Annotated in this window: 26 protein-coding genes; 12 read left to right on the top strand and 14 right to left on the bottom strand. The window is 35.5% G+C overall.

Features of this window, described 5'->3' with window-relative positions; genetic code table 11:
• Positions 1–5 precede the first annotated feature (5 nt).
• The 4 genes from LPB89_RS08510 to LPB89_RS08495 are packed head-to-tail and all read left to right on the top strand — an operon-like array spanning position 6 to position 3,536.
• Positions 6–683 (top strand): metal-dependent hydrolase, encoded by a 678-nt coding sequence (locus tag LPB89_RS08510; RefSeq protein ID WP_230701328.1) that lies wholly within the window; start codon positions 6–8, stop codon positions 681–683.
• Positions 684–730: 47 nt separating this feature from the next.
• On the top strand, positions 731–1,255 hold the full coding sequence (locus tag LPB89_RS08505; RefSeq protein ID WP_230701327.1) for a DUF2199 domain-containing protein: 525 nt from the start codon (positions 731–733) through the stop codon (positions 1,253–1,255).
• Between the two features lie 3 nt (positions 1,256–1,258).
• Positions 1,259–2,458 carry a M48 family metallopeptidase gene (locus LPB89_RS08500; protein ID WP_230701326.1) on the top strand — a complete coding sequence of 400 codons (1,200 nt, stop codon included), beginning with the start codon at positions 1,259–1,261 and terminating at the stop codon, positions 2,456–2,458.
• Positions 2,459–2,489: 31 nt separating this feature from the next.
• The gene (locus tag LPB89_RS08495) at positions 2,490–3,536 is read left to right on the top strand and encodes an o-succinylbenzoate synthase (RefSeq protein WP_230701325.1); all 1,047 of its coding nucleotides are present in this window, start codon (positions 2,490–2,492) and stop codon (positions 3,534–3,536) included.
• 47 nt (positions 3,537–3,583) lie between these two features.
• Here LPB89_RS08495 and LPB89_RS08490 read toward each other — a convergent pair whose 3' ends face one another.
• Complete coding sequence (locus LPB89_RS08490) at positions 3,584–4,138, bottom strand: hypothetical protein (protein WP_230701324.1); 555 nt, start codon at positions 4,136–4,138, stop codon at positions 3,584–3,586.
• A gap of 19 nt (positions 4,139–4,157) precedes the next feature.
• Positions 4,158–4,313 carry a hypothetical protein gene (locus tag LPB89_RS08485; protein ID WP_230701323.1) on the bottom strand — a complete coding sequence of 52 codons (156 nt, stop codon included), beginning with the start codon at positions 4,311–4,313 and terminating at the stop codon, positions 4,158–4,160.
• Positions 4,314–4,510: 197 nt separating this feature from the next.
• Here LPB89_RS08485 and LPB89_RS08480 point away from each other — a divergent pair, with 197 nt between their 5' ends.
• Entirely contained in the window at positions 4,511–4,987 is a 477-nt protein-coding gene (locus LPB89_RS08480) for a CYTH domain-containing protein (RefSeq protein WP_230701322.1), read from the top strand.
• 3 nt (positions 4,988–4,990) lie between these two features.
• Positions 4,991–5,956: a YpdA family putative bacillithiol disulfide reductase gene (locus LPB89_RS08475; protein ID WP_230701321.1), complete on the top strand. Its 966-nt coding sequence runs from the start codon at positions 4,991–4,993 to the stop codon at positions 5,954–5,956.
• 181 nt (positions 5,957–6,137) lie between these two features.
• On the opposite strand, the gene LPB89_RS08470 is transcribed toward LPB89_RS08475, so the two are convergent.
• Together LPB89_RS08470 and msrA are read right to left on the bottom strand one after the other, a co-directional pair.
• A complete protein-coding gene (locus LPB89_RS08470) occupies positions 6,138–7,706 on the bottom strand; it encodes a YdiU family protein (RefSeq protein ID WP_230701320.1) in 1,569 nt (522 codons plus the stop codon).
• Between the two features lie 7 nt (positions 7,707–7,713).
• The gene (msrA, locus tag LPB89_RS08465; protein ID WP_230701319.1) at positions 7,714–8,244 is read right to left on the bottom strand and encodes a peptide-methionine (S)-S-oxide reductase MsrA; all 531 of its coding nucleotides are present in this window, start codon (positions 8,242–8,244) and stop codon (positions 7,714–7,716) included.
• 178 nt (positions 8,245–8,422) lie between these two features.
• Here msrA and LPB89_RS08460 point away from each other — a divergent pair, with 178 nt between their 5' ends.
• Positions 8,423–9,910, top strand: a complete 1,488-nt coding sequence (locus LPB89_RS08460; protein ID WP_230701318.1) for an aminotransferase class V-fold PLP-dependent enzyme — start codon at positions 8,423–8,425, stop codon at positions 9,908–9,910.
• Positions 9,911–9,972: 62 nt separating this feature from the next.
• Here the strand turns inward: LPB89_RS08460 and LPB89_RS08455 are convergent, their stop codons facing one another.
• From LPB89_RS08455 to LPB89_RS08435, 5 genes are read right to left on the bottom strand one after another with little or no spacing between them, the layout of a single operon-like run.
• Positions 9,973–10,443 (bottom strand): nuclear transport factor 2 family protein, encoded by a 471-nt coding sequence (locus tag LPB89_RS08455; protein ID WP_230701317.1) that lies wholly within the window; start codon positions 10,441–10,443, stop codon positions 9,973–9,975.
• A 49-nt stretch (positions 10,444–10,492) separates the two neighbouring features.
• Positions 10,493–11,017: a hypothetical protein gene (locus LPB89_RS08450; RefSeq protein WP_230701316.1), complete on the bottom strand. Its 525-nt coding sequence runs from the start codon at positions 11,015–11,017 to the stop codon at positions 10,493–10,495.
• A gap of 5 nt (positions 11,018–11,022) precedes the next feature.
• On the bottom strand, positions 11,023–11,496 hold the full coding sequence (locus LPB89_RS08445) for a hypothetical protein (RefSeq protein ID WP_230701315.1): 474 nt from the start codon (positions 11,494–11,496) through the stop codon (positions 11,023–11,025).
• A 6-nt stretch (positions 11,497–11,502) separates the two neighbouring features.
• Positions 11,503–12,180, bottom strand: a complete 678-nt coding sequence (locus LPB89_RS08440) for a peptidoglycan DD-metalloendopeptidase family protein (RefSeq protein ID WP_230701314.1) — start codon at positions 12,178–12,180, stop codon at positions 11,503–11,505.
• A gap of 9 nt (positions 12,181–12,189) precedes the next feature.
• Entirely contained in the window at positions 12,190–12,855 is a 666-nt protein-coding gene (locus LPB89_RS08435; protein ID WP_230701313.1) for a spermidine synthase, read from the bottom strand.
• 65 nt (positions 12,856–12,920) lie between these two features.
• On the opposite strand from LPB89_RS08435, the gene LPB89_RS08430 reads away from it, so the two are divergent.
• The gene (locus tag LPB89_RS08430; RefSeq protein ID WP_230701312.1) at positions 12,921–13,472 is read left to right on the top strand and encodes a 1-acyl-sn-glycerol-3-phosphate acyltransferase; all 552 of its coding nucleotides are present in this window, start codon (positions 12,921–12,923) and stop codon (positions 13,470–13,472) included.
• Positions 13,473–13,545: 73 nt separating this feature from the next.
• On the opposite strand, the gene LPB89_RS08425 is transcribed toward LPB89_RS08430, so the two are convergent.
• Positions 13,546–14,022 carry a helix-turn-helix transcriptional regulator gene (locus tag LPB89_RS08425; protein WP_230701311.1) on the bottom strand — a complete coding sequence of 159 codons (477 nt, stop codon included), beginning with the start codon at positions 14,020–14,022 and terminating at the stop codon, positions 13,546–13,548.
• A gap of 312 nt (positions 14,023–14,334) precedes the next feature.
• Here LPB89_RS08425 and LPB89_RS08420 point away from each other — a divergent pair, with 312 nt between their 5' ends.
• From LPB89_RS08420 to LPB89_RS08405, 4 genes are all read left to right on the top strand, one after another.
• Entirely contained in the window at positions 14,335–15,489 is a 1,155-nt protein-coding gene (locus LPB89_RS08420) for a M14 metallopeptidase family protein (RefSeq protein ID WP_230701310.1), read from the top strand.
• A 77-nt stretch (positions 15,490–15,566) separates the two neighbouring features.
• Positions 15,567–16,046 (top strand): Lrp/AsnC family transcriptional regulator, encoded by a 480-nt coding sequence (locus LPB89_RS08415; RefSeq protein ID WP_007805990.1) that lies wholly within the window; start codon positions 15,567–15,569, stop codon positions 16,044–16,046.
• A gap of 90 nt (positions 16,047–16,136) precedes the next feature.
• A complete protein-coding gene (locus LPB89_RS08410; RefSeq protein ID WP_230701309.1) occupies positions 16,137–18,722 on the top strand; it encodes a phosphoenolpyruvate carboxylase in 2,586 nt (861 codons plus the stop codon).
• Between the two features lie 45 nt (positions 18,723–18,767).
• On the top strand, positions 18,768–19,283 hold the full coding sequence (locus tag LPB89_RS08405) for a DinB family protein (RefSeq protein WP_230701308.1): 516 nt from the start codon (positions 18,768–18,770) through the stop codon (positions 19,281–19,283).
• 115 nt (positions 19,284–19,398) lie between these two features.
• On the opposite strand, the gene recQ is transcribed toward LPB89_RS08405, so the two are convergent.
• The 4 genes from recQ to LPB89_RS08385 form a co-directional block, all read right to left on the bottom strand.
• A complete protein-coding gene (gene recQ / locus LPB89_RS08400) occupies positions 19,399–21,507 on the bottom strand; it encodes a DNA helicase RecQ (protein ID WP_230701307.1) in 2,109 nt (702 codons plus the stop codon).
• A gap of 124 nt (positions 21,508–21,631) precedes the next feature.
• Complete coding sequence (locus tag LPB89_RS08395) at positions 21,632–22,042, bottom strand: DNA primase (protein WP_154342479.1); 411 nt, start codon at positions 22,040–22,042, stop codon at positions 21,632–21,634.
• A gap of 9 nt (positions 22,043–22,051) precedes the next feature.
• Positions 22,052–23,020 carry a deoxyhypusine synthase family protein gene (locus LPB89_RS08390; protein ID WP_132036716.1) on the bottom strand — a complete coding sequence of 323 codons (969 nt, stop codon included), beginning with the start codon at positions 23,018–23,020 and terminating at the stop codon, positions 22,052–22,054.
• 104 nt (positions 23,021–23,124) lie between these two features.
• A complete protein-coding gene (locus LPB89_RS08385; protein WP_230701306.1) occupies positions 23,125–24,528 on the bottom strand; it encodes an arginine decarboxylase in 1,404 nt (467 codons plus the stop codon).
• Between the last annotated feature and the right edge of the window lie 242 nt (positions 24,529–24,770).

The raw sequence follows: 24,770 nt of genomic DNA, 5'->3' as shown, positions 1-24,770 counted from the left end.
AAAAAATGAAAATTACTTTTTACGGACACGCATCATTAGGGATTGAAGTTGGAGGAAAACATATAATTGTTGATCCTTTTATCACAGGCAATCCACAAGCTTCGGCAATTGATATAAATACTTTAAAAGCCGATTATATTTTATTGACCCATGCGCACGGTGATCACGTTTTGGATGTTGAAGCTATTGCAAAAAACACCGATGCAGTGATTGTTTCAAATGCTGAAATTACAAGTTATTATGCCACATTAGGATTCAAGGCGCACCCGATGAATCACGGTGGAAGCTGGAAATTTGATTTTGGAAAAGTAAAATACGTCAATGCCATTCATTCCAGCTCTTTTCCAAACGGAAGTTATGGCGGAAATCCCGGTGGCTTCGTAATCGAAGGGGAACATAAAAACATCTATATTGCCGGGGATACAGCGCTTTCCATGGATATGAAGCTGATTCCAATGCGCACCAAATTAGATTTGGCCATTCTTCCAATCGGGAATAATTTTACCATGGATGTTGAAGATGCCATCATAGCGTCAGACTTCTTAGAATGCGATAAAATCCTCGGATATCATTTTGATACTTTTGGTTATATTGAAATCAACCACGACGAAGCAATTCGTAAATTTTTCGATAAAGGAAAAGACTTAATGCTTCTTAAAATCGGAGAATCAATAGAATTGTAAATTGGTAGATAAACGAGACGAAACTGTTACGTCGGAAAACTGAAAGAATGGATACTGTCAATTTTATTTGTGAATGTTGTGGTCAGCAGCATGAAGGCTGGCCGGCCTTAACGTATAATTCTCCTAACAATTACCATTGGCTTTCCAGTGAAGAAAAGGAAGAAATCGCCGTTATTGATGAAGATTTTTGTGTGATCAACTATCCGGAAGAAGTGGACAGATTTATACGCTGCGTATTATTTCAGAAAGTAAAGGATCATTGTGAAGATCTGGAATACGGGCTTTGGGTTTCTTTAAGTGAAAAAAGTTTTCAGGACTATCAGGATAATTTTGACAATGAAAATCATGAAGCGGAATATTTTGGCTGGTTATCGAATGACATCAGCGGATATGAGTTTTCAGAAAGTATTCCAACAACTGTGGTCACCCAAAAAGGCAACAGCAGACCGGTGATTTTTCCTCATGAAAGCTTCAATCATTCTTTTGTGAAAGATTTTCATGAAGGAATCACAAAAGCGGAAGCTGAAAAACGGATTCAAAATATGATTCATGCTACTCAACAAAATTCATAACATATGACTTTCAAAAAAACACTACTGTTCTTTTGTGTAATTTCATTTTACAGCACGTATGCCCAAAAAGAGGGTTATTGGGACAAAGAACGTGCCACTACAAGAGAAATTATCGTTTCTGCCCGTGATCGTATTACCGTTCACACAGAAGATTTACCCGTTGGAACTACCGAAATAGTGTACAGAATTACGCTTTTGGATAAAAACCAGGAAATGACCAATAGTCTGGTGTCAATGCTGAAAGCGATACCGGATCCTTACGGAATTGGCCAGGGTTCTGCAGGAGCTGTTTTTTTGATGTCGAAAATTTCAGGTGACGATCAGTGTACGTATTCGATTTTTACCTCCAATGAAAATGCCAAAAAATATGTAAGCGACGGAAAGACAGATACAGCCTGTTTTGCTCAGCTGGAACCTGTAAGTAAAGATGCCAAAAGATTGTCTTTAGATAAATCTTCCTGCCTAAAAGAAAATACGACTACTATATGGTTTGGTTTCGAAAGCAAAAACTGGCTTTTAAACCAGAAGATTGTTTTGGAAGTGGTGCCCTGGGTTGATACCAAACTCAACCGCGGCTGGAATCAGGATAATAAAAATGAAATTATCAGTTTGTGCAAAACCTCCACAATGGCCCAGAAAATGGCTAATTCAGACGATTTCTGTGTTTGTATTTTGAATAAAATAATGAAGCAATACCGCTATTCGGAATTTCAGAAGTTATTGGCAATCGAAAAAACCAAAGTGTATAAAGATTTTGGAAATGCCTGTTACAACGATGCAGATATTTCTAAAAATGTGTATAACGATTTAAGAACACAAATCGCAACTTTAATAAAAAAAGAAAAATACAACGAAGCTATTCCTAAATTAAACACCATTATTAATGATGGAAAAGCGACAGCAACAGATTACAGTGCAATAGGTTACTGCTATATCCTGACGAAGCAATATGCAAAAGCAGTCAAGGTACTTAAGGAAGGTGAAAAACTGGATGATACAGAACTATTGGTAAAATTGAATCTGGCGCATGTCTATCTTTTAAGCGACGATTACAGTGCGGCCAAATCTATTTATAAAAAATACCAAAATCAGAATGTAACAGACAGCCTGAGCTGGACAGACAAAACGAAGTTAGACTTTGCAGCATTTCAAAAAGCAGGTATTAAGTCCGAAGATTACGAAAGAGTTTTAAAGCTTTTTTAGAATCTTAACAACACACATCAGTAACTTAAAAATGAAAGCCACTTATCACAAATACATGCTTGAGTTTAAACGCCCTTCCGGCACTTCACGGGGAATTATGACCGAAAAAGAAACCTGGTTTATTATTCTGGAAGAAAACGGCAAAAAGGGAATAGGCGAGTGCGGTATTTTAAGAGGATTAAGTGCTGACGATCGGGATGATTACGAGGAAAAACTAAATTGGGCCTGTCAGAACATTCATCTCGGAGAAACCACACTTTGGGAAAACTTACTGGAATTTCCGTCCATACAATTCGGATTAGAAATGGCTTTTTTGTCTCTTAAAAGTGAAAATCCATATATATTATTCCCTTCCGATTTTACAGATAATTCCAAATCAATTGCCATAAACGGATTGGTCTGGATGGGAGAACCTTCTTTTATGAAAGCGCAAATAGAGGAAAAATTAGCGGATGGTTTTACTTGTATCAAACTCAAAATCGGAGCAATAGATTTCGAAAAAGAACTGGAATTGTTACACTTTATCCGAAGCCATTTTTCCGAGGAACAAATAGAAATCAGGGTGGATGCCAATGGTGCTTTTTTACTAAGTGAAGCTTTAGATAAATTAAAGCAACTTGATAAATTTCAACTACATAGCATCGAACAGCCGATTAAAAAAGGAAGTCCGGAAGCTATGGAAGAATTGTGCAAAGTGACACCTTTTCCTATCGCTTTGGATGAAGAATTGATTGGCGTTTTTTCATTAACAGAAAAGGAAAAACTACTGCAGAAAATAAAACCGCAATACATCATTCTTAAGCCCAGTTTTGTTGGTGGCTTCAGAGGAACACAGGAATGGATTACTTTGGCCGATACCCACAATATTGGCTGGTGGATTACATCTGCTTTAGAAAGTAATATTGGACTGAATGCTATTGCTCAATGGACCTTTTTACAAAATTCAAAAATGCCTCAGGGGCTTGGGACAGGCGCTCTTTATACCAATAATTTTGACTGTCCACTCGAAGTTTCAAAAGGACAATTATGGTACAATTCCGCTAAGAACTGGCAATCCGATTTTCTTGATAAAATGTAAAAAAAACTGGCTTTCGGCCAGTTTTTAAGGTTATATATTTATTGGTTTTATTCTTTTCCGGCTCTTAAATTCTCCTGCAGGTCATTTAAATCCTGCCATTTTCCTTCATACGCAAGCAGTGCCTGTCTCGCCCAGGTACTAGGATTGTGAATCGCATAATTTTCACCGCCTTCCTCCAAAACGGACTCTAATTTTTCCGTTGAAGCTTCTGATAATTCAAACCAGGTATTGATTCCGGCATTATGGAATAAAGCTTCGATTTTAGGGCCGATTCCTTCCACAATTTTTAGGTCATTTTCTTCTATTTTTTTACCCATAACATTTTCAGCAAGATCACTGTCGAATAGTAAAAACGGAGCATCAGTTTCTGCAAATGATTGTGATTGCGATAAAGTACGAATTGATTTACCCGCCAATTCAGCTTCTAATGCAGAAAGCCGCGCATTTAAATTTTTCGTATTGGCTTTGCAGGCATCCAGATCAGCTTGTAAAGACGAAGCCAGTGAATCCTCATTTTTTGAGTTCATTCTTCCAAGTAAAAAACCTAGAATTCCACAGATTATTCCAACAATAGCAGGTAGTAAGATACAAGGTATATTCATGATCTTCTATTTTTATTAATTATTTTATGGTATTGTCAGAGGTCGTTACAATTGGCTTTTCAACTGAATCAATTGTAGCAGGTTTCATACAATTGCAGCACAATTCCGGATAAAAAATAGTGCCTAAAAGAATGATTATTGCAATACCTGACAGATAAAGTACTTTTTTAGACATAATGATGAAATTAAGACAGCATCAAATTTAGTCAATAAAATAATATGTAAAGTATTAATAATCAGATATTTTGCTGTTATTTTATAATTCGAACTCCATTCGATTAAATATTCCCCGAATCAAAGAGTTTATGGCGTGTCAATTCACAGACTTAATTAAATTGAGTAACTTGCATAAAAATTAATTTACATCTCAAAATGGTTGAAATTGAAAGAAAGTTTCTTGTGAAATCAGATGATTTTAAAGAACAGGCTTTTACTCAAAATAAAATTGCTCAGGGATATTTAAGTTCGATCCCGGAAAGAACAGTTCGTGTCAGAATTAAAGGCCATAGAGGATTTATTACGATTAAAGGTATCGGACATCAGGGCGGAATGTCCCGTTTTGAATGGGAAAATGAAATTCCGATTGATGAAGCGCAGGAGTTACTGAAATTATGTGAAAAAGGCAAAATTGAAAAAACACGTTTTGAAATAAAATCAGGAGATCATATTTTTGAAGTGGATGAGTTTTATGGTGAAAACGAAGGTTTGACTATGGCCGAAATAGAACTGAAGTCCGAAGAGGATGAATTTGAAAAGCCGGATTGGCTAGGGGAAGAAGTAACCAACGATCCGAGATATTACAATGCTTATTTAAGTAAAAATCCATTTAAAGACTGGGCAAAAGAATAGTTTATGACACAATATGATTTAATAATTGTGGGAGGCGGCCCTATTGGTCTGGCTTGTGCGATAGAAGCCCAAAAGAAAAACCTGAAATACCTGATTATAGAAAAAGGGGCAATTGTAAACAGTATTTTCAATTATCCTTTGTACATGACTTTTTTTTCAACCGCTGAAAGGCTGGAGATCGGAGACATTCCGTTTAATTGCCTGGCACCAAAACCGGGGCGTCAGGAGGCTTTGGAATACTACAGAAATATACACCGTTACTTTAATTTTGCCATTCATTTATTTGAAAGAGTTGCTGAAGTAAAAAAACAGCAAGACGGTTTGTTTAAAGTAAAGACCGATAAAAATTCATATGACGCTAAAAACGTGATTATTGCAACCGGTTTTTATGACATTCCGATTGAAATGAATGTAAAAGGCGAGGAGTTAGAAAAAGTCCGCCACTATTATAAAGAAGCGCATGAATATGCTTTTAGAAATGTTTTGGTGGTTGGCGCTAATAATTCCTCGGTTGATGCTGCTCTGGAATGTTGGAGAAAAGGGGCTAATGTGACCATGGTCATTCGTAAAAACGAAATTAACAATCGCGTTAAATATTGGGCAAAACCAGATATTGAAAACCGCATAGCAGAAGGAAGCATTAAAGCTTATTTTCAATCAAACATCACTGAAATTACAGATACTGAAGTAGAAATTGAAACTCCGGACGGAAAAATAACAATAGAAAATGACTTTGTACTGGCGCTGACAGGCTACAGACCCGATTTATCGTTTTTACAAAATATGGGCATTCAGCTGTCTGATGATGAACTGAAAACACCAACCTATCATCCGGAAACTATGGAAACGAATGTCCCGGGATTATTTCTGGCAGGGGTAATTTGCGGAGGAATGCACACGCACAAATGGTTTATTGAAAATTCCCGAATTCACGCCACTATGATAATGGATTATATTACCGCGAATTAAGAAAGTTTTGCTGATTGAGAAAGTTTACCACGAATTTCACAAATTTACACAAATTAAAATCTGGGTGGAGTTAAATTCACAAAATTTAAAATTCGTGAAAATTCGTGAAATTCACGGCAAAAAAAATGCACCACAAAAATTTTACAAATTTAATATTCGTGAAATTCATGGCAGAAAAAAATTAAGAACTACAGGAAAGCATAGAACACCCTACTTTAGAGCGGGCCCAATCCGGTCTTTTGGCAAACCATTTTTCCATTTCCGGCTGTTCGTCATATGGTTTTTGAAGCAACGTATACAATTCACTCACCAAGGAAAAATCTCCCTGATCTGCGGCATCAATACTTAATTGCGCCATATAATTTCGTAACACATATTTCGGATTTATAGTATTCATTTTAGCAACACGCTCTTCATCTGAAAGCTCTTCTGTTTCTAATCTTTTCAGATAAGATGAAAACCATTTGATCCAGTTATCCAGAACATTATTGGCAATTTCTTCCGGAACATAAAAAGCATCTTTAATTTTTTCCAGCGCATTTTCAGCCGTATCCTCTTTTTTGATTCGGTTCAGATTTCTGAAAAAAAGCGTCATATCAGTTTCCGATAATTGGAGATTTTCTTCCAAGTCAGTCACTAATTCGCTGTCAGTTTTCGTTGAAGTAAAAATTCCTAATTTACTAAGGAACATTTCTTTATAACCAGAATTAAATTCATTTATAAAAGATTCTAGTATGTCTTCGAGAGGCTTAGCATCATTAATGAGGGGATAAAGAGCGTTAGCCAATTGATACAAATTCCATTGTGCGACCTGGGGCTGATTTCCAAAACGATATCTTCTGTTTTGACTGTCGGTAGTATTTGGCGTCCAGTTCGGATCGTAGTTTTCCAGCCAGCCGTAAGGACCATAATCAATTGTAATTCCGTGAATAGACATATTGTCCGTATTCATCACACCATGTACAAAACCAACTCTTTGCCAGTGCAAAATCATGTCGCGCGTGGTATCGGCCACTTTTTGGAAAAACTGCAAATATTGTTCTTTGGGCTCTCCGTGAATTTCAGGGAAATAATGTTTGATCGTGTATTCCACAAATTGCTTTAGATTTTTCAGTTCATTTCGTGAAGTGATCATTTCGAAGCTTCCAAAACGAATGAATGATGGCGCCACACGACAAACGATCGCACCTTTCTCGTAAGCAGGATTTCCATTATACAAAATATCACGTAAAACTTCATCACCCGAAAGCATTAAAGAAAGCGAGCGGGTAGTAGGAACACCTAAATAATGCATGGCTTCGGCACATAAATATTCCCTGATAGAAGAACGTAAAACCGCCAGACCATCAGCAGTTCTGGAGTACGGAGTTTTTCCGGCGCCTTTTAACTGAAGGGTAAAAAACTGATCATTATGTACGACTTCTATCAGGTTAATGGCACGTCCGTCCCCCAATTGTCCTGCCCAATTCCCAAATTGGTGACCGGCATAACACATGGCATAAGGACGGGTTCCCGGAAGTATTTCTTTTCCTGAAAAAACATTTAAAAAAGACTCTGACTGAATTTCATCTTTGGAAATCCCAACCAGTTCCGCTACAGATTCTGAGGCGTGAATTAGTTGGGGATTAGCAGGTTTCGTTGGATTTACGTATGAAAAAAGTGTATTTGAAACCTGACGGGTTTCATTGGATTCGTTAGGGTCTGCCGGTAATTCAGCAGTAAATCTGTTATTTATATTTAAGTTTTTCATTGTGTTGTTAAGCTAATTTATCAGCGTACATTTTTTTTAATTTTTGTATTTTAGGATCAATTACGATTTCGCAATAACGGGCATCCTGATTGTTGTTGTAATAATTTTGATGGTCTTCTTCTGCATTATAAAAGACTTCAAAAGGTTTTAGTTCTGTTACAACCGGATCTTCAAATAAAGGTTTGACTTCTTCAAGAACCTGTTCTGCAATTTCTTTTTGCGTGTCATCATGATATAAAATAATCGAACGGTATTGTGTCCCCTTATCGCCTCCCTGACGGTTTAAAGTTGTTGGATCGTGACTTGTCATAAAAATTGAAATTAAGTCATGGTATGAAATTATGTCAGGATTAAAGGTGAGCTGAATCACTTCGGTATGCCCGGTTCTTCCTGTACATACTTCACGGTAGGGCGGATTTTTGATAAAGCCTCCCGAAAATCCTGATTTTACAGTCTCAATTCCCTTTAAACGCTGAATTACAGCTTCAATACACCAAAAACACCCTCCACCAAAAGTTGCAACTGATAAATTTACCATATCTTGTAGTTTAAGTTCTGTTACCCTATTAATCTGATAGAATATTATGATAATTTTCTATAAAAAAGACTGTTTGATTAAAGATACCAAAAGGTTATCTAATGTTTGAAGTTTATAATTGATAAATTCTCAATTCTATAAAAAAGCAATATATTTGCAATCAAATACAGGCACACCAATGAATAGCAAAAATAGTACCATCACTTTAGAGACCTATTTTCAGGAATTTAGAAAAAATATTGTTGGCGTAAATCAGGAATTTACGTCTCCTTATGGCAAAAAACAGATTATTTATACCGACTGGACTGCCAGTGGAAGGCTGTATCGCCCGATAGAAGAGAAACTTCTGAATGAATTTGGCCCTTTTGTTGCCAATACCCATACTGAAACTACGGTGTCAGGTACTGCCATGACAAAAGCCTATCATCATGCCAGAAATATCATCAAGCGTCATACCAATGCCAGTCAGGACGATGTTCTGATTACTGATGGTACCGGAATGACAGGGGTAGTCAATAAATTTCAGCGTATTTTGGGTTTAAAAATACCGGAGAACCTAAAAGACTGCACGATTGTTCCTGCCGAAAAGAAACCTATCGTTTTTATTTCGCACATGGAGCATCATTCAAATCAAACCTCATGGCTGGAAACGATTGCAGATGTTGAGATTATTCCTTCCTGCGAAAAAGGACTTTTTTGCCTGGATAATCTGGAGCAGTTACTGGAGAAATACAGCGACAGAACCATAAAAATCGCCTCTATTACTTCATGCTCAAATGTTACGGGATTAAAAACTCCTTTTCATGAAGCAGCCAAACTGATGCACCAGCACAATGGCGTTTGTTTTGTCGATTTTGCCTGCTCAGGACCTTATGTCGAAATTGACATGCATCCGGCAGATCCGGAATCGTACTTAGATGCGATTTTCTTTTCTCCACATAAATTTTTAGGAGGACCCGGAACTTCAGGGGTTCTTATTTTTAATAAAAAATTATACCATAATATGATTCCCGACTGCCCGGGAGGAGGAACCGTAAGCTGGACAAATCCATGGGGTGAACATAAATATGTTGATAATATTGAAGATCGTGAAGATGGCGGAACTCCGGGATTTCTTCAGGTCATAAAAACGGCTTTGGCCATTGAGCTGAAAGAAGAAATGGGTATTGAAAATATCCTGCAGCGTGAACATGAAATTGTTGATTTTGTTTTTGATGAACTGGACGCTGTAGAGAATATTAAAATTTTAGCAGGACAACATAAGAATCGTTTGGGTGTTGTTTCTTTTTTTATTGAAGATCTTCATTTTAATTTAGGTGTAAAATTACTGAATGACAAATTTGGAATTCAAACTAGAGGCGGATGCAGCTGTGCCGGAACTTACGGGCATTTTTTATTGCATGTAGATCAGGAAACATCAAATAAATTGGTCGATGAAATTACCATTGGCGATTTAATCAAAAAACCGGGATGGATCAGAATGTCTATTCACCCGACAACCACTGACCAAGAGATTGCTTTTGTTTGCAAAAGCATTAAAGAACTTGCCGCAAACCACAAAGAGTGGGCTTTGGATTATTCGTATAATAAAAACACAAACGAATTTATTCATAAAAATGCCAATTCATTTGAAGACGAATTGGTTGCAGGCTGGTTTAACTCTTAACATTCTAAATAAAAAGAAACCCGACAGTTTTTGAAAACTATCGGGTTTATTGTTTGAATATCTTATTTTGATTCCTGAAATTTTTTGAGAGATAATAAGGCCTGTTTCTGAATTTTCCCCTGAAAAAAACCAGTCCATCCCAATAAAAGTCCGCTAAGGCCAAAAGCTTGTTTGGACCATTTCCAAATGTCAAAATGATCAGTATGTTTAATGATCAAACCGTCCTGAAAAACAAATTCGGCATAAATACGGTTGACAACGTTTCTGTTTGTTCTGCTGAAATTATAGGTAGCAACCCAATTGGCAGAACCCGAAAAGTCATCGGCCTTAACATTTGAAAATTCAATTTTTATATTCCCTTTGCTTCTTGAAAGCAGCATTTCCCACATTTGAGAAACTTGTTCTTCTTTTAGCAAACCAAACGCAGGATCGATAAAATGTATTTTTGGGTGATAGCATTCGCTCATTGTCTTATAGTCCCCATTTCCAAAAGCTGTATAGAACCTGGCAATTAAATTTTCGTTTGAATTCATTTTTTAAGAATTAGATTCTAAATATAATACATATTCTATTAAAAATTATTTACAAAACGCTAATTTCTTTCGCGGTGTCATATGATTTTTTGGAAGTATCGAAAGCTGTAGAAAAATAGGCTGTTTTATTGACAGTTGTAAAATACCCGGTCTGATTTCCGAATGTATTGGAGCCTCCAACAATAATAAACCTAATACCTTTAATATCAGCCTTTTTCAATTTGGCCATTTCTGCCGGAGTAAAATAATAGTACGAAGTTGTTTTACCATCTGCCGACTCTTTAACGTTTTTATCCACACAAGGGATCACATCACCATTCGCTAAATCTACATAAACACCACCCGAAATCCTTGATTTCTCATTGGCTGTAGCAATTGATAATTTTAAAATTCCGCCTTTTTCTGTTTTTGCCACCTGAACTTTTGTTTCGCCGGTGTAAGCATATTTTTCGCAGATAAAGGTATACTCCTGTGTAGCGGGAAAGGGTTTTGAACCGTTTACTGTCATAGTTTCCTGAGCACTTGCTAAAGTCGAAATGAACAACAACACAAAAAGAGGGAATTTTAAAGTCATATTTTTTATTCTTTTAATTTAGTTTCGAAATTCTCTTCCCAGTCCATTGATTTTATGGCTGAAATTAAATTTTCTTCGTTTACAAAAACACGAAGTTCTTTGTTCGCTACCTTTTTTGTATAAGAGGCATGATAACGATAAATTGTTTCCCGTTTCGTTTTGTAAACACCGTCTAATTTTAAATCAATAAAACTTCCATAATACTGTCTGAAACGCTGGCATGTTTTTGTCAGACGCTCCTCGGTAGTGTTCTCCATAACCGATTGTGTCACTTCAGTTTCATTAAAAGGCTTGAACTTAGAGGTGTTACAGGTTTCCAGAACCCTCTTTCCCAAATCATACGCTTTTTTCTGCTGATTGGAATTAATTTCGGAAGGTTCGATTTTTGTAATTTTCAGGTCTTCAGTATCTCTGCTGACCGTTTTTGATTTACATCCCACTAATAAGGACAAACATATAATCAATATTGCTTTCTTCATAACTATTTATGTTATTTTTAATAATAAGTTAGGGTCGGGACAATTTTCTATATAAAAATTCAAGTCGTTTATGTTGCAGACTCCCGGATAGTCGCCATTGTAATTTTCAATAGTATTGATGATCTGAAAATGTAAATGTGGCGCATAATCTCCGTTAACTGTTGAATTTCCGAAAGTTGCAAAACTTTCCCCTTTTTTGAAAATGTCCCCCACCTTAAGGTTTTCTATACTTTCTAACGACAAATGTCCGTATAAAGTATAAAATTTTTCATTTTCCACTTCATGCTCCATAATGATGGTAGGGCCATAATCCCCTAAACCGATATTGTTTTTAAAACTATGGATTCTGCCATCAAGTGGTGCGATAATCTTTGTATCTACTTTTCCCCATAAATCCAATCCAATGTGAATGTTGCGCTCCGGCCGTGATCCGTCTTTAAAAATGCTGCTTCTCTGATAAAGATTCCGACCTTCGATATAACCCCCAAATGCAATTTCAGCATTATTTCTTTCTAAATAATTAGAAATAAAAACTTCAAATTCTGCAGCGCTTACAGGTTTGTTTTTAACTAATTCCTTGTTAGTGACCGATAAGTCTAATGGAATGTATTTTGAAAAATTAATACTGGAGTCAATAACTTTTGTAGCGGGCAAGGCTTTTAAAATGGAGACAAGAGTTTTCATAAAGGTAAATTAGGCTACTTTTTCAATGATTATTAATTCGTTATGATCTTCTATTCGGGGCAACATTTTTGACGTAAACAATTTAGGATTTATTTCTGAAATGTACTTCCTGTTTCTTACATTATGTGCTTCATCCAGAATCATGGTATTAAAAAGTATAAAACCCCGATTTTTCAGAAGAGAGCAGACACGCTCGCTAAAAAACTTTTCAAATAGAAAATTAGGCATTTTTATGTCTTCAAAAACATCAATGATAATTAGGTTGTACTGCTCTTTTGTTTTTAAGACAAATTCAAAAGCATCGTCAATAATAATCTCCAGCTGTTTAATCTGGTCGAGATTAAAATACTGGTTCGCAATCTGAATGATATCCGAATCGATTTCGACGCCTGTGATTTTTCCTTTATATTCAATTTCATCTGCTAAAGTTTTGATAACACTTCCACCGGCAACGCCCAGCAATAGGATGTGATCCATTTCGAGAATATTTTTATAGCCAATAGTTCTAAGGCCATATCTTAATATGCGCTGCAGGCTGCCATAAGAATAATTGGTATTTTCAGAATCCAGTACTAATTCTCCATTCGCCCAGGTTACTTCAATTACCTTGCTTCTGGATGATTTTTTTTTAAGTATTTTTATAGGAATCAGATAACTGAATATTTTTTGAATCATTTTGTCCTCGTTTTACCCAAAATTACCATTTAAATCTTTTATTTTGCCTTAAAAAATAAATTTTAATGAAGAAACAGTTGTATAAATTTATCTTTTTTAAGCTAATGGGCTGGAAGATAGTGGGGAGTGAAAATGCGGAAGTAAAAAAATGTATTCTGATGGTCATGCCTCATACCAGCAATCACGATTTTTATTTGGGAATTTTCACAAGAGGGATTTCCGGGTTAGAAATGAATTGGGTTGGAAAGAAAGAATTGTTTAAGTTTCCCTTCGGCTATTATTTCAGAAGTGTGGGAGGTGAACCGTTAGACCGTTCGGGAGGACTGAACAAAGTGGATTCTATAGCCGCTATTTTTGATCGCAAGGAAGTCTTCCGTTTAGCGGTGGCCCCGGAAGGAACACGAAAAAAAGTTACGGAGATAAAAAGCGGTTTTTATTATATAGCACTTAAGGCAAATGTTCCCATAGTACCTGTAGCTTTTGACTGGGGCAAAAAAGAAGTAAACTTCGGAGAACCTTTTTTCCCAACCGGAAATTATGAAGCCGATTTGCAAGTCCTGAAGAAACATTATAATGGAGTTGTAGGCAGAATTCCTGAAAATGGCTTTCAACTCTAAATTTTTGATATTTTTTCTGTTGCGTGAGAATCGCTTAAATGAAAAATATTTTTAAATAAGCGTTATTTTTAAATTACGGGATATATACCTTAAATGTCCCGTTTTTATAAAAAAATACAATTTTTTCAATTTCGCCTTCCATCGGACTCACATTTGAGTTTTTTGTTTCGAAGAGATTTCTTTTTTCTTCCCCAACTTCTTCGTCAGGATTAAATCCTGAAAACAAATCGGCAGTATCAAAATTGCCCGCTAAAGGAATAGGAGGGTTTGCTTTTTCAATTTCAGAAGAAGCATCTGTTCGATTCTCTTTAATTTCATCCTCTTTTTTAGGAAAACTTCCTTTCCCGTTTAAGATCCAATAAAGGTCTACGTCCGGAAAAACATCTAAAATTTTTAATACAAAATCAAGACTTGGTTTGTTTCTGCCCGAAAGAAGGTGAGACATGCTGGAGCGCTGCACGCCGATCTTATCTGCAAATGCAGAGGCATTTAATCCATAATAATCGAGGATAACTTCCAGTCTTTTTACAAAATCATCGATGTTTACCATTGTAAATTATTATAATTAATCAGTATGTTTACAAATGTAATTAAAAGAAAGGAAATAACCTATTTTACACTTGTAAATTAGTAGTTTAGGTCAAATAATAACGTCTTTTCACTATAAGTAATACATCATAACTAATTGATATATAATATTTTACCTAATTTCATTAACACGGTTAACAATTGTCAATACTGAGACTGTAAAACAGTGGATTAAAGACTAATTACCTGTTTACAAATCTAAATTTTAGTTCTTTTTAATTGTTTACAAATGTAAAAATAAAGATGTTTACTTTTGTAAACTAATCGAAAGACAATGAATTTAGAAGAATTATTTCATCAATACAAAGAACAATCCATAGAAGGACGTTACCTGACTTTAGACCACATTCAGCCTTTATTAGATAAATTAAATACCAATAATCAGGTTCAGCTTATAGGTAAATCGGTTTTGGATAAACCTATATATAGTTACGAGATTGGTACAGGAGAAACACGCATTTATTTATGGTCTCAAATGCACGGAAACGAAAGTACCACTACAAAAGCACTTTTTGATTTTATAAACGTTTTAAACAGCGGATCTGAATTTGGAAATCAAATGCTTAAAAACTTTACTTTTTACTGTATTCCGATATTAAACCCTGACGGAGCAGCGCTGTATACCCGTGAAAATGCCAATAAGATAGACCTGAACCGTGATTCCCAGAATCTTACCCAACCGGAAAGTAATGTATTAAGGAATGTTTTTGAGTCTTTTAAACCACATTACTGCTTTAACCTTCACGATCAGCGTACTATTTTTGGAGCGGGAGATACCGGAAAACCTGCTACTGTTTCATTTTTAGCTCCTTCTTATAATGAAGAAAGGGACGTAAACGATAACAGATTAAAAGCAATTAACTTAATTGCAGGAATAAATGATGTGCTGCAGAAATATATTCCGGGGCAGGTGGGACGGTTTGATGATTCGTTTAATATTAATTGCATTGGAGATACCTTTCAGTTTTTAGGTGTTCCAACTATTTTATTTGAGGCAGGCCACTACACAAACGACTACAACCGTGAAATCACCAGAAAATTCATCTTTTTCTCACTTATTTCGGCTTTCAAAATACTTTCCGAAAACGATTTAGTTACTAACAGAATTTATGATTATTTGAATATTTCACAAAATAAAGTCGTTTTTTATGATTTTATGTATAAAAATATCAAAATAAATTATGATGGTATCGAAATTATTACGAATTTTGTCGCACAATACAGAGAAGAATTGATTGAAAATAAGATTCACTTCAATGCCTACATAGTTGAAGTAGGTGAGCTGGAAAATTATTTCGGACATTATGAATATGACGCTAAAGGAGCGGGTTATTCAGATGACTTAGGTAGTTTTCCGAATTTGAATCAAAAAGCAGATTTTTATTTAAATAAAAATATTAAATTTGTTAACGGATTGATAAAAAGTTAATTTTTATGTGAATTTGTTATTTTTTATATATATTTTTATACTTTGTTATAGCAATTAGTAATATTAATTAAAGAATTATGAGTAAATTTCGTTTAGATGAAGTAGATCACCAGATTTTAGATATGTTAATAGACAATACGAGAGTTCCGTTTACTGACATTGCAAAAAAGCTATTGATATCTGCTGGAACAGTACATGTTAGAGTAAAAAAAATGGAAGACGCAGGGATAATAATGGGATCTTCACTAGCCTTGGATTACGATAAATTAGGGTATTCATTTATTGCTTACGTGGGAGTATTTTTGAATAATACATCTCAGACTAAATTTGTATTAGAGCGAATCAATCAAATACCATTCGTAACAGTAGCATCTGTTACTACGGGAAAATTTAATATTTTTTGCAAAATCAGAGCAAAAGATACGAAACATGCAAAAGAAGTAATCTTTATGATCGATGATATCGAGGGAGTTTACAGAACTGAAACTATGATTTCATTGGAAGAAAGTATAAACGATAAGAAGCGTTTGATGCATACTATTTTTAAAAATATGTAATATTTTCTTGAATGCTATATTAAAATATAACCTCAAGTTTATTCTTGGGGTTTTTTTATGACCAATTAACCAACCAACTATAACACGATTATGTATACGTTACCTAAAATTGAGCGTTTTAATCAAGATGTTCTCTCAAAATACCACATTTATAACAGTGTTTTTATAACATTACCTTTTGATTCTATAGATAATACAGGAGCACTGCTTCCTTTATTTACAGAAACATGTGAGACAGGATTTAAAAAACAGGAAACACCTAAGGAAATTTTTGATTTCTTTTCTGACCGATATTTAAACAACGCTTCCGAAACGGAAAAAATCGACTTGATGTTTCGATTTATTCAGTACACAGAACGTCAGATCGTATTATTCGACGCCATTGAAGACGCCGCATTTCCGGAAGTGAATAACATGGAAGGACGCGGATCTTTGCGTGACATTAAGGAGAAATCAGATGCTAAGGAAAAAGACGATGAATTAATCGAATTCCTGGAAAACTTTAATGTACGAACTGTATTAACAGCGCATCCGACCCAATTTTATCCCGGGCCTGTTTTAGGAATTATCAACGATTTGACTGACGCGATCCGTTTAAATGATTTGTTAAAAATCAAGCAGCTATTAGCCCAGTTAGGAAAAACGCCGTTTATTCAAAACGAAAAACCAAATCCGTATGATGAAGCGGTGTCGCTGATCTGGTATCTGGAGAATGTATTTTATGCTACTTCTGGAGAGATCGTTCATTATTTACAGAAAAACATACTACAGGGAAAAGCAATTCAAAACAAATTAATAAAGCTGGGTTTCTGGCCGGGAGGAGATCGTGATGGAAATCCTTTCGTTACCACCGAAATAACTTTGAAAGTGGCAGAACGTTTGCGTACCTCAATTCTGAAATGTTATTATGTTGAAATGAGAAATCTAAAACGTAAGCTAACATTCTCAGGTGTAGATACATTGGTATCTGAACTTGAACAAAAACTTTATCGTTCAGTTTTTTATTCGAAAGGTGAAATTTACATTACTTTAGAAGAATTATTAACGCAGTTGAACCTTATTCGTGATATTATTATTGAAAAACACCAGTCTCTTTATTTAGATGAACTGGAAGCCTTTTTAGTAAAAATAAATCTTTTTGGTTTTCACTTTGCAACTTTAGACATTCGTCAAAACAGCAAAATTCATGATGTGGTTTTTAAGGATGTTGTGAATTATTACCTGAATTCCGGTTCTCAAATATTTCCGGCAAATTATTTTGAATTATCGGAAGATGAAAAATTAATTGTTTTATCTAAAGTAAAAGGCGACTTAAATCCTGCCGACTTTGAGGATGAAATTACAAGATTAACCCTGGAATCTGTTCAGGCAATCAAAAGTATCCAGAAAGCGAATGGTGAGTTTGGAGCAAATCGTTATATTATTAGCAATAACGAAAGTGCACTGAACGTAATGGAAACTTTTGCCATGATTCGACTGAATAATTGGGAAAATCCAACGGTTGATGTTATCCCGCTTTTCGAATCGGTTGATGATTTACAAAGTGCACACCATATTATGGAGCAGTTGTACACCAATCCGGAATATTCAAAACACTTAAAAGCAAGAGGAAATAAACAAACGATCATGTTAGGTTTCTCTGACGGGACTAAAGACGGCGGATATTTAATGGCCAACTGGAGTATCTATCAGGCAAAAATTGCTCTTACCGAGATTTCCAGAAAATACGGTATAAAAGCTATTTTCTTTGATGGTCGTGGAGGGCCTCCTGCACGTGGTGGCGGAAAAACACATAAATTTTACGCTTCTCTTGGGCCAAAAATAGAAAATAACGAAATTCAGATTACGGTTCAGGGACAAACCATCAGTTCAAATTTCGGAACTTTGGATTCCTGCCGCTACAATATTGAAAATTTATTGACGGCAGGTGTAACGAACCAGGTATTTAGCAAAGAAAAAAATGAACTAAGTGCTGATGAGACTGCGATTTTGACGCAATTAGCCGGTTTGGGATATGATAAATATTTAAGTTTCAAAAATCACCCGAAATTCATTCCGTATCTGGAAAAAATGAGTACGCTGAAGTATTATTCCAAAACAAATATCGGAAGCCGTCCGTCTAAAAGAAGTAAATCCGAATCATTGGATTTTGCTGACCTGAGAGCGATTCCTTTTGTTGGATCGTGGAGTCAGCTGAAACAAAATGTCCCTGGATTCTTTGGAGTAGGAACTGCATTAAAACATTTTGAGGAAACGAATCAATGGGATAAAATCCATGATTTGTATCACAATTCCTTATTCTTTAAAACATTGCTGGAAAACAGTATGATGTCACTGGCAAAGTCATTTTTACCATTGACAGCTTACATGAGAAAGGATCCTGAATTTGGAGAATTCTGGCAGATTATTTACGATGAATTCCAGGAAACAAAACGTTTATTACTGAAAATTGCCGGACATAAAACACTGATGGAAAATTATCCTGATGGTATAGCTTCTATTCAGGTAAGAGAGCGTATTGTATTGCCATTGTTGACGATACAACAATATGCTTTGTTGCGTATTAATGAATTGAACAAAGAAAATGAATTGAATGAAGACTTGATCAAAGTATATGAAAAAATCGTAACAAGATCACTTTTCGGAAATACCAATGCCAGCAGAAACTCTGCATAATTTTAGTTTTAAAAGCAATTACAGAATAGTAATAAATTATAAAAAATGAATTCAAATCAATTATTAGAAACAGAATATTCCGGTCCTTTCGCTAATTATGTTCGTGAAGCAGGGCAGGTTAATTTAATTGAAGAGTTAGAAATTTCCCTTCATGATTTTATAAGGTTTGTACAAAATATTCCATTGGATAAATTTGATTACCGCTATGCCGAAGGAAAGTGGACCATTAAAGAAATTATCCAGCATCTGATTGATTGCGAGCGTATTTTTGCTTACCGTGCTTTGCGTTTTTCCAGAAATGACAAAACAGCATTGCCCGGATTTGAGGAAAACGATTATGTAGCAAATACAGATGCAAATGGAAGAGGTATCCAGGATTTATTAACCGAACTTTCTGCCGTAAGACATTCCACTGTATTGTTTTACAAAAGCTTATCTGAGGAACAGCTTAAAAGAGTGGGTACCGCTTCAACGTACCAGATGTCAGCGGGTGCTTTAGGATTTGTTATCATTGGTCACCAGAAACACCATCAAAAAGTTTTTGAAGAAAGATACTTGTAGCTTTTCTTTTTTTCTGATCATAAAAAAATCCTGTGAATTCAATTCACGGGATTTTTTGTTTGCACAAGTGTGTTATTTCTATCGAAGGGAGAAATGAAAAAAAATAATTATCTATTTATTTATTGCGCTCCACAACTGCAAGTCCAAATCTAATCTTATCATACGGCATTTTTTCTTCAAAATAATCATAGTAAGGTTTTAAGGCTGTTGGGTATTCTAACTCAACCTGCGCTTTGTGAAGCAATTTAACTTCTTCATCAGTTACAAACGAACTTAAATCAATATCATTTCCGTCAATATATAATTTGGCCAAATGCGAAATAATAGTGGTACGGCCTAAATTTCGCTGTGCGGCAATTTCTTCAACAGTAGCACCATTTTGAAATAATTCTAAAGTTGCTTTATAGGTATTACTCTCTTTTTTGGGTTTCGCATTTGCTTTTTTTACCTTTTCGTAATAAATAATCGCATCTATAAATTCGGAGCCGTATTTTTCAAGTTTTGCTTTTCCGACACCATCAATGGCGAGGAATTCCTCGTCGGTCATGGGTTTTAAAGTTTCCATTTGTCTTAAAGCGGCATCACTGAAAATTACGTAAGCAGGAACATCTTCATCACTGGCAATTTCGTAGCGTAGTTTTCGCAGTATTTCAAAAAGAGAATTTTTAGCCGTTTTAGCTTTTGTTTCCTTGATTTCGTTTTTATCAATTACTTTTTTGATAACGGTATTCAATTTTACTTTTTCGCCTTCAAATAAAACTTTTTTGGCGAAAGGAGTAAGCAATATTTTATTGTGCTGATGAAAAGCAATTTCACAATAGCCCAGATTGATCAGCTGTATAAGATACTGATTCCAGTCGTACCAGGAGATGTCAGCACCGATTCCGTAGGTTTTTAGCGTTTGATAATTTTTTTCGTAGATATACGCGTTTTTCGAACCTCTTAAAAAATCTACAATCACAGCCAGAGGTTCTGATTCCTGTAAACGGCTAATGGCCGACAATGCTTTTTGCGCGAGAATCGTACCATCGAAAAAAGTAGGCGGATTTTTGCAAATATCGCAGTTACCGCAATTCTCTTTTACCAGTTCACCAAAGTAGGAAAGCAGAATTTTTCGCCTGCAGCTTAAAGCATCGGCATATTGCTTCATTCTTTCCAGCTTTGCCAGTTGCACATCAGCATTCAGTCCTTCCGAAGCAAATTTCTGAAGCTGAATCACATCTGCATAACTTTCAAACAAAATTGTTTCCGCCGGTAACCCGTCACGGCCTGCACGGCCGATTTCCTGATAATATCCTTCAATGTTTTTGGGTAAATTGTAATGAATCACCCAACGAACATTCGATTTGTCAATTCCCATCCCGAAAGCTATTGTAGCGCAAACCACCTGACAATCATCATTGATGAATTCGTCCTGTGTTTTAGAACGCACTTTATTGTCTAATCCGGCATGATAGGCTTTTGCTGCAATGCCGTTTTTTTTCAGTTTATCAGCCAGCTCCTCAGTGGTTTTTCTGCTCAGGCAATAGATAATCCCGGATTCGTTGGGTTTCCCCTCTACAAAATCAATGATCTGTTTCACCCGATCTAAAGCCGGACGAACTTCCAGACTTAGATTTTTCCTGTCAAAAGATGCTACAAAGGTTTTCGGGTTTCTTAATTTTAATTGTTTGGTAATATCGGTACGCGTTGCCTTGTCGGCTGTCGCAGTAAGTGCCAGCACCGGAGTAGAAGGGAAGCGGCTTTTTAAATACCCCAAATTGGTATAAGCCGGACGGAAATCATGTCCCCAGGAGGAAATACAATGCGCCTCATCTATAGCAATGAGGCTGATTGTCAGTTCATTAAAAACCACATCCAGATACGATAAACTTTCCGGTGCAATATAAACCAGTTTAAAAGTATTGGATTTTAAATTATCTATAAAGTACTGCTGTTCCTGAGCAGACTGGCTGCTGTTGATGTAGCAGGCCTGAATACCGTTGGTCTTTAGGCTGTCCACCTGATCTTTCATTAAAGCAATTAGAGGCGAAATTACAATTGTAATTCCCGGCAAAACCAAAGCCGGCAACTGAAAACAGATTGATTTTCCTCCTCCCGTCGGCATGATTGCCAAAGTATCCTGACCGGAGAGTATCGTATTGATGATGGTCTCCTGATTGGGCCTGAATTTTTCAAACCCAAAATTTTCTTTTAGTTTGGCATGTAATATTTCTGAATTCATATTGGCTGATATTTCTTAACAGGAACAAATATAGTATTTTTCCTATAATTAAATTAATTTATCGAAACGAATAAAAAAAGGAACCCGATTAAGAGTTCCTTTTGTTTATTTAGAAAGTGATAAATTAATCTTCATCATCATCTTCGTCATCATCGTCAGCAATATCATCTTTGTCTTTATCGTCGTCGTCATCGTCATCATCACCGTCAACATCCGGTTTGTCCAGCGTATCGTCATCATCATCATCGTCAATATCATCATCAAGATCAAGACCTTTTACTGGCTCGATTACATCAACATCTACGTCAATATCATCATCTTCATCGTAATTTTCAATTCTATCAGCCAGTTTAGTACTAATTTTTACTAAATAAATAGTGTCTTCAGTACGAACTTCAACAGCTTCGATCAATTCGTTTTTAGCATTTCTAAAACGGATAACATCCGAATCATCATAACCATCAGGAAATTTTTCAACCAAAAGGTTTAAAATTTCGTTGGTAAGTTTAGCGTAGTCTACTATAACTCTTTTCATAAAATTATCCTATAAATCTAATAAATATGCAAAAATTAACGGAGCAACAATTGTCGCATCCGACTCAATAATAAATTTAGGGGTTTTGATATCTAATTTACCCCAGGTGATTTTCTCATTCGGAACTGCGCCTGAATAAGAACCGTAACTGGTTGTTGAATCTGAAATCTGGCAGAAATAGCTCCAGAACGGAATATCATGCATTTCCATATCCTGATACAACATTGGTACTACGCAAATAGGGAAATCTCCTGCAATACCACCACCAATCTGGAAAAATCCAATTCCTTTGCTGCTATTTTTAGGATACCAGTCTGCAAGGAATGTCATATATTCAATTCCTGATTTCATGGTAGAAGCTTTCAGTTCTCCTTTGATCACGTATGAAGCAAAAATATTACCCATAGTACTATCTTCCCAACCCGGAACAATAATAGGTAAATTTTTCTCAGCTGCCGCATACATCCAGCTATCTTTTAAATCTATTTCATAATATTCTTCCAAAACACCTGATAACAACATTTTATACATGAATTCATGCGGGAAATAACGTTCTCCTTTGTCATCAGCATCTTTCCAGATTTTGTAAATGTGTTTTTGTAAACGACGAAATGCTTCATGCTCAGGAATACAAGTGTCAGTAACACGGTTTAATCCTCTTTCAAGCAAAGCCCATTCATCTTCCGGTGTTAAGTCACGGTAGTTAGGAACTCTTTCGTAATGAGAGTGAGCTACTAAATTCATGATGTCTTCTTCCAGATTGGCTCCGGTACATGAAATAATCTGTACTTTATCCTGTCTGATTATTTCGGCAAAAATTTTACCAATTTCTGCTGTACTCATAGCGCCAGCCATACTCACCATCATTTTAGCTCCATTTGCCAATTGTTGTTCGTATGCTTTTGCAGCGTCTACTAAAGAAGCGGAATTAAAGTGTAAATAATGTTTTTCAATAAACTGACTGATTGGTCCTTTCATTTTTTTTGTTTTTTTGTTTTTTTTTGAATTAAAAGTGTAACCTTTTGGATGACACTGCAAATTAATAATTTTATGGTTATTAACTTTTATTTAGCAGTTTTTTTTTATGCTTTTTTAGTGTAGCCCAGAATCTTTAATACATCGTCAGAAGTCTGCTGTTCTGAGAAAACTTCAGTAGCTAAAATTCCGTTTTCGTCACGATCTATAAGGATATGCTTAGGCTGGGGGATCAGACAGTGGTGTAAACCTCCGTAACCTCCAATAGTTTCCTGATACGCACCAGTATTAAAGAAACCAATATACAGCGGTTTTTCTTTGTTGTATTTAGGCAGGTAAATGGCGTTCATATTCTGTTCGGAATTGTAATAATCATCACTATCACAAGTCAGTCCGCCCAGCAAAACCCGCTCATAGGTATCATTCCAGCGGTTTACAGCGAGCATGATAAAACGTTTGTTTATCGCCCAGGTATCCGGAAGAGTAGTAATGAAAGAAGAATCGATCATATTCCATTTCTCTCTGTCATTTTGCTGCTTCTGATACAAAATCTGGTAGATAGCGCCACCGCTTTCACCTACTGTAAAGGATCCAAATTCCGTAAAAATATTTGGAACATCCACTTCAGCTTCATCACAGGCGATTTTAATCTGATTGATAATTTCATCAATCATATATTGGTAATCGTATTCGAAAGCAAGTGAATTTTTAATCGGGAAACCACCTCCAATGTTCAGTCCGTCAAGAGTAGGGCATTCCTTTTTAAGCGCGATGTATACTTTGATACATTTTACAAGTTCATTCCAGTAATAGGCTGTATCGTTTATCCCGGTATTAATGAAAAAGTGAAGCATTTTCAGCTCTAATTTATCATTTTCCTGAATTTGTTTTTTGTAAAAGGAAACGATGTTTTTGTATCCGATACCTAATCTTGACGTATAAAACTCAAATTTAGGTTCTTCCTCAGCAGCAATACGGATTCCGATTTTGAATTTTCCTTTTATTTCTGACTGAAGTAAATCAAGTTCTTCATAATTGTCAATAATCGGAATAGTGTTTTTATGTCCGTTATTGATTAATCTTGCAATATTGCTAATGTATTCGTCTCTCTTAAAGCCATTACAGATCACATAAGTACTTTTGTTGATTTTACCGTTTTCCAGTAAATTCTCCACGATATTCACGTCAAAAGCTGATGATGTTTCAATATGAATGTTATTTTTGAAAGCCTCATTCATAATATATTCAAAATGAGAGCTTTTTGTACAATAACAATAGTAATATTTAGCTTCGTACTTGTTTTTTTCCATCGATTTTCTGAACCAGGCTTTGGCCTTATTGATGTTTTCAGAAATTTGAGGTAAATACGTAAATTTTAACGGAGTGCCGTACTGTTCCACCAATTTCATCAAATCGATATTGTGAAATTGCAGGTTGTCTTTATTTAATTTAAATTCTTCTTGTGGAAAGTAGTATGTCTGATTTATTAAGTCCGAATATTTTGTATTCATTTATTTTTCAATATTTAAGATTGTATTATTAATTTAGGAAACGGTGCTAAATCTTAAATTCAAACCCTAATATTGGCAAATATAATCTGCAGTTTTTCGTGTTCTGCTTTTGAGCATTGGAAAACATCAAAACAAAACGGACTTTTACTATTATAAAAACGATTCAACATCCTTAGCAAGGAACTATTGAGCCGGTTTCTATAAGAACTGAAATGTCTTTGTTTACTGTTTGTTTTCATCGT

Origin of the sequence: Flavobacterium sp. ENC (genome assembly GCF_020991415.1) — a bacterium.
Classification (GTDB): Bacteria; Bacteroidota; Bacteroidia; order Flavobacteriales; family Flavobacteriaceae; genus Flavobacterium.
Note: the sequence above shows the minus strand (reverse complement) of the source record. Positions and strands in the feature narration are given on the sequence as shown.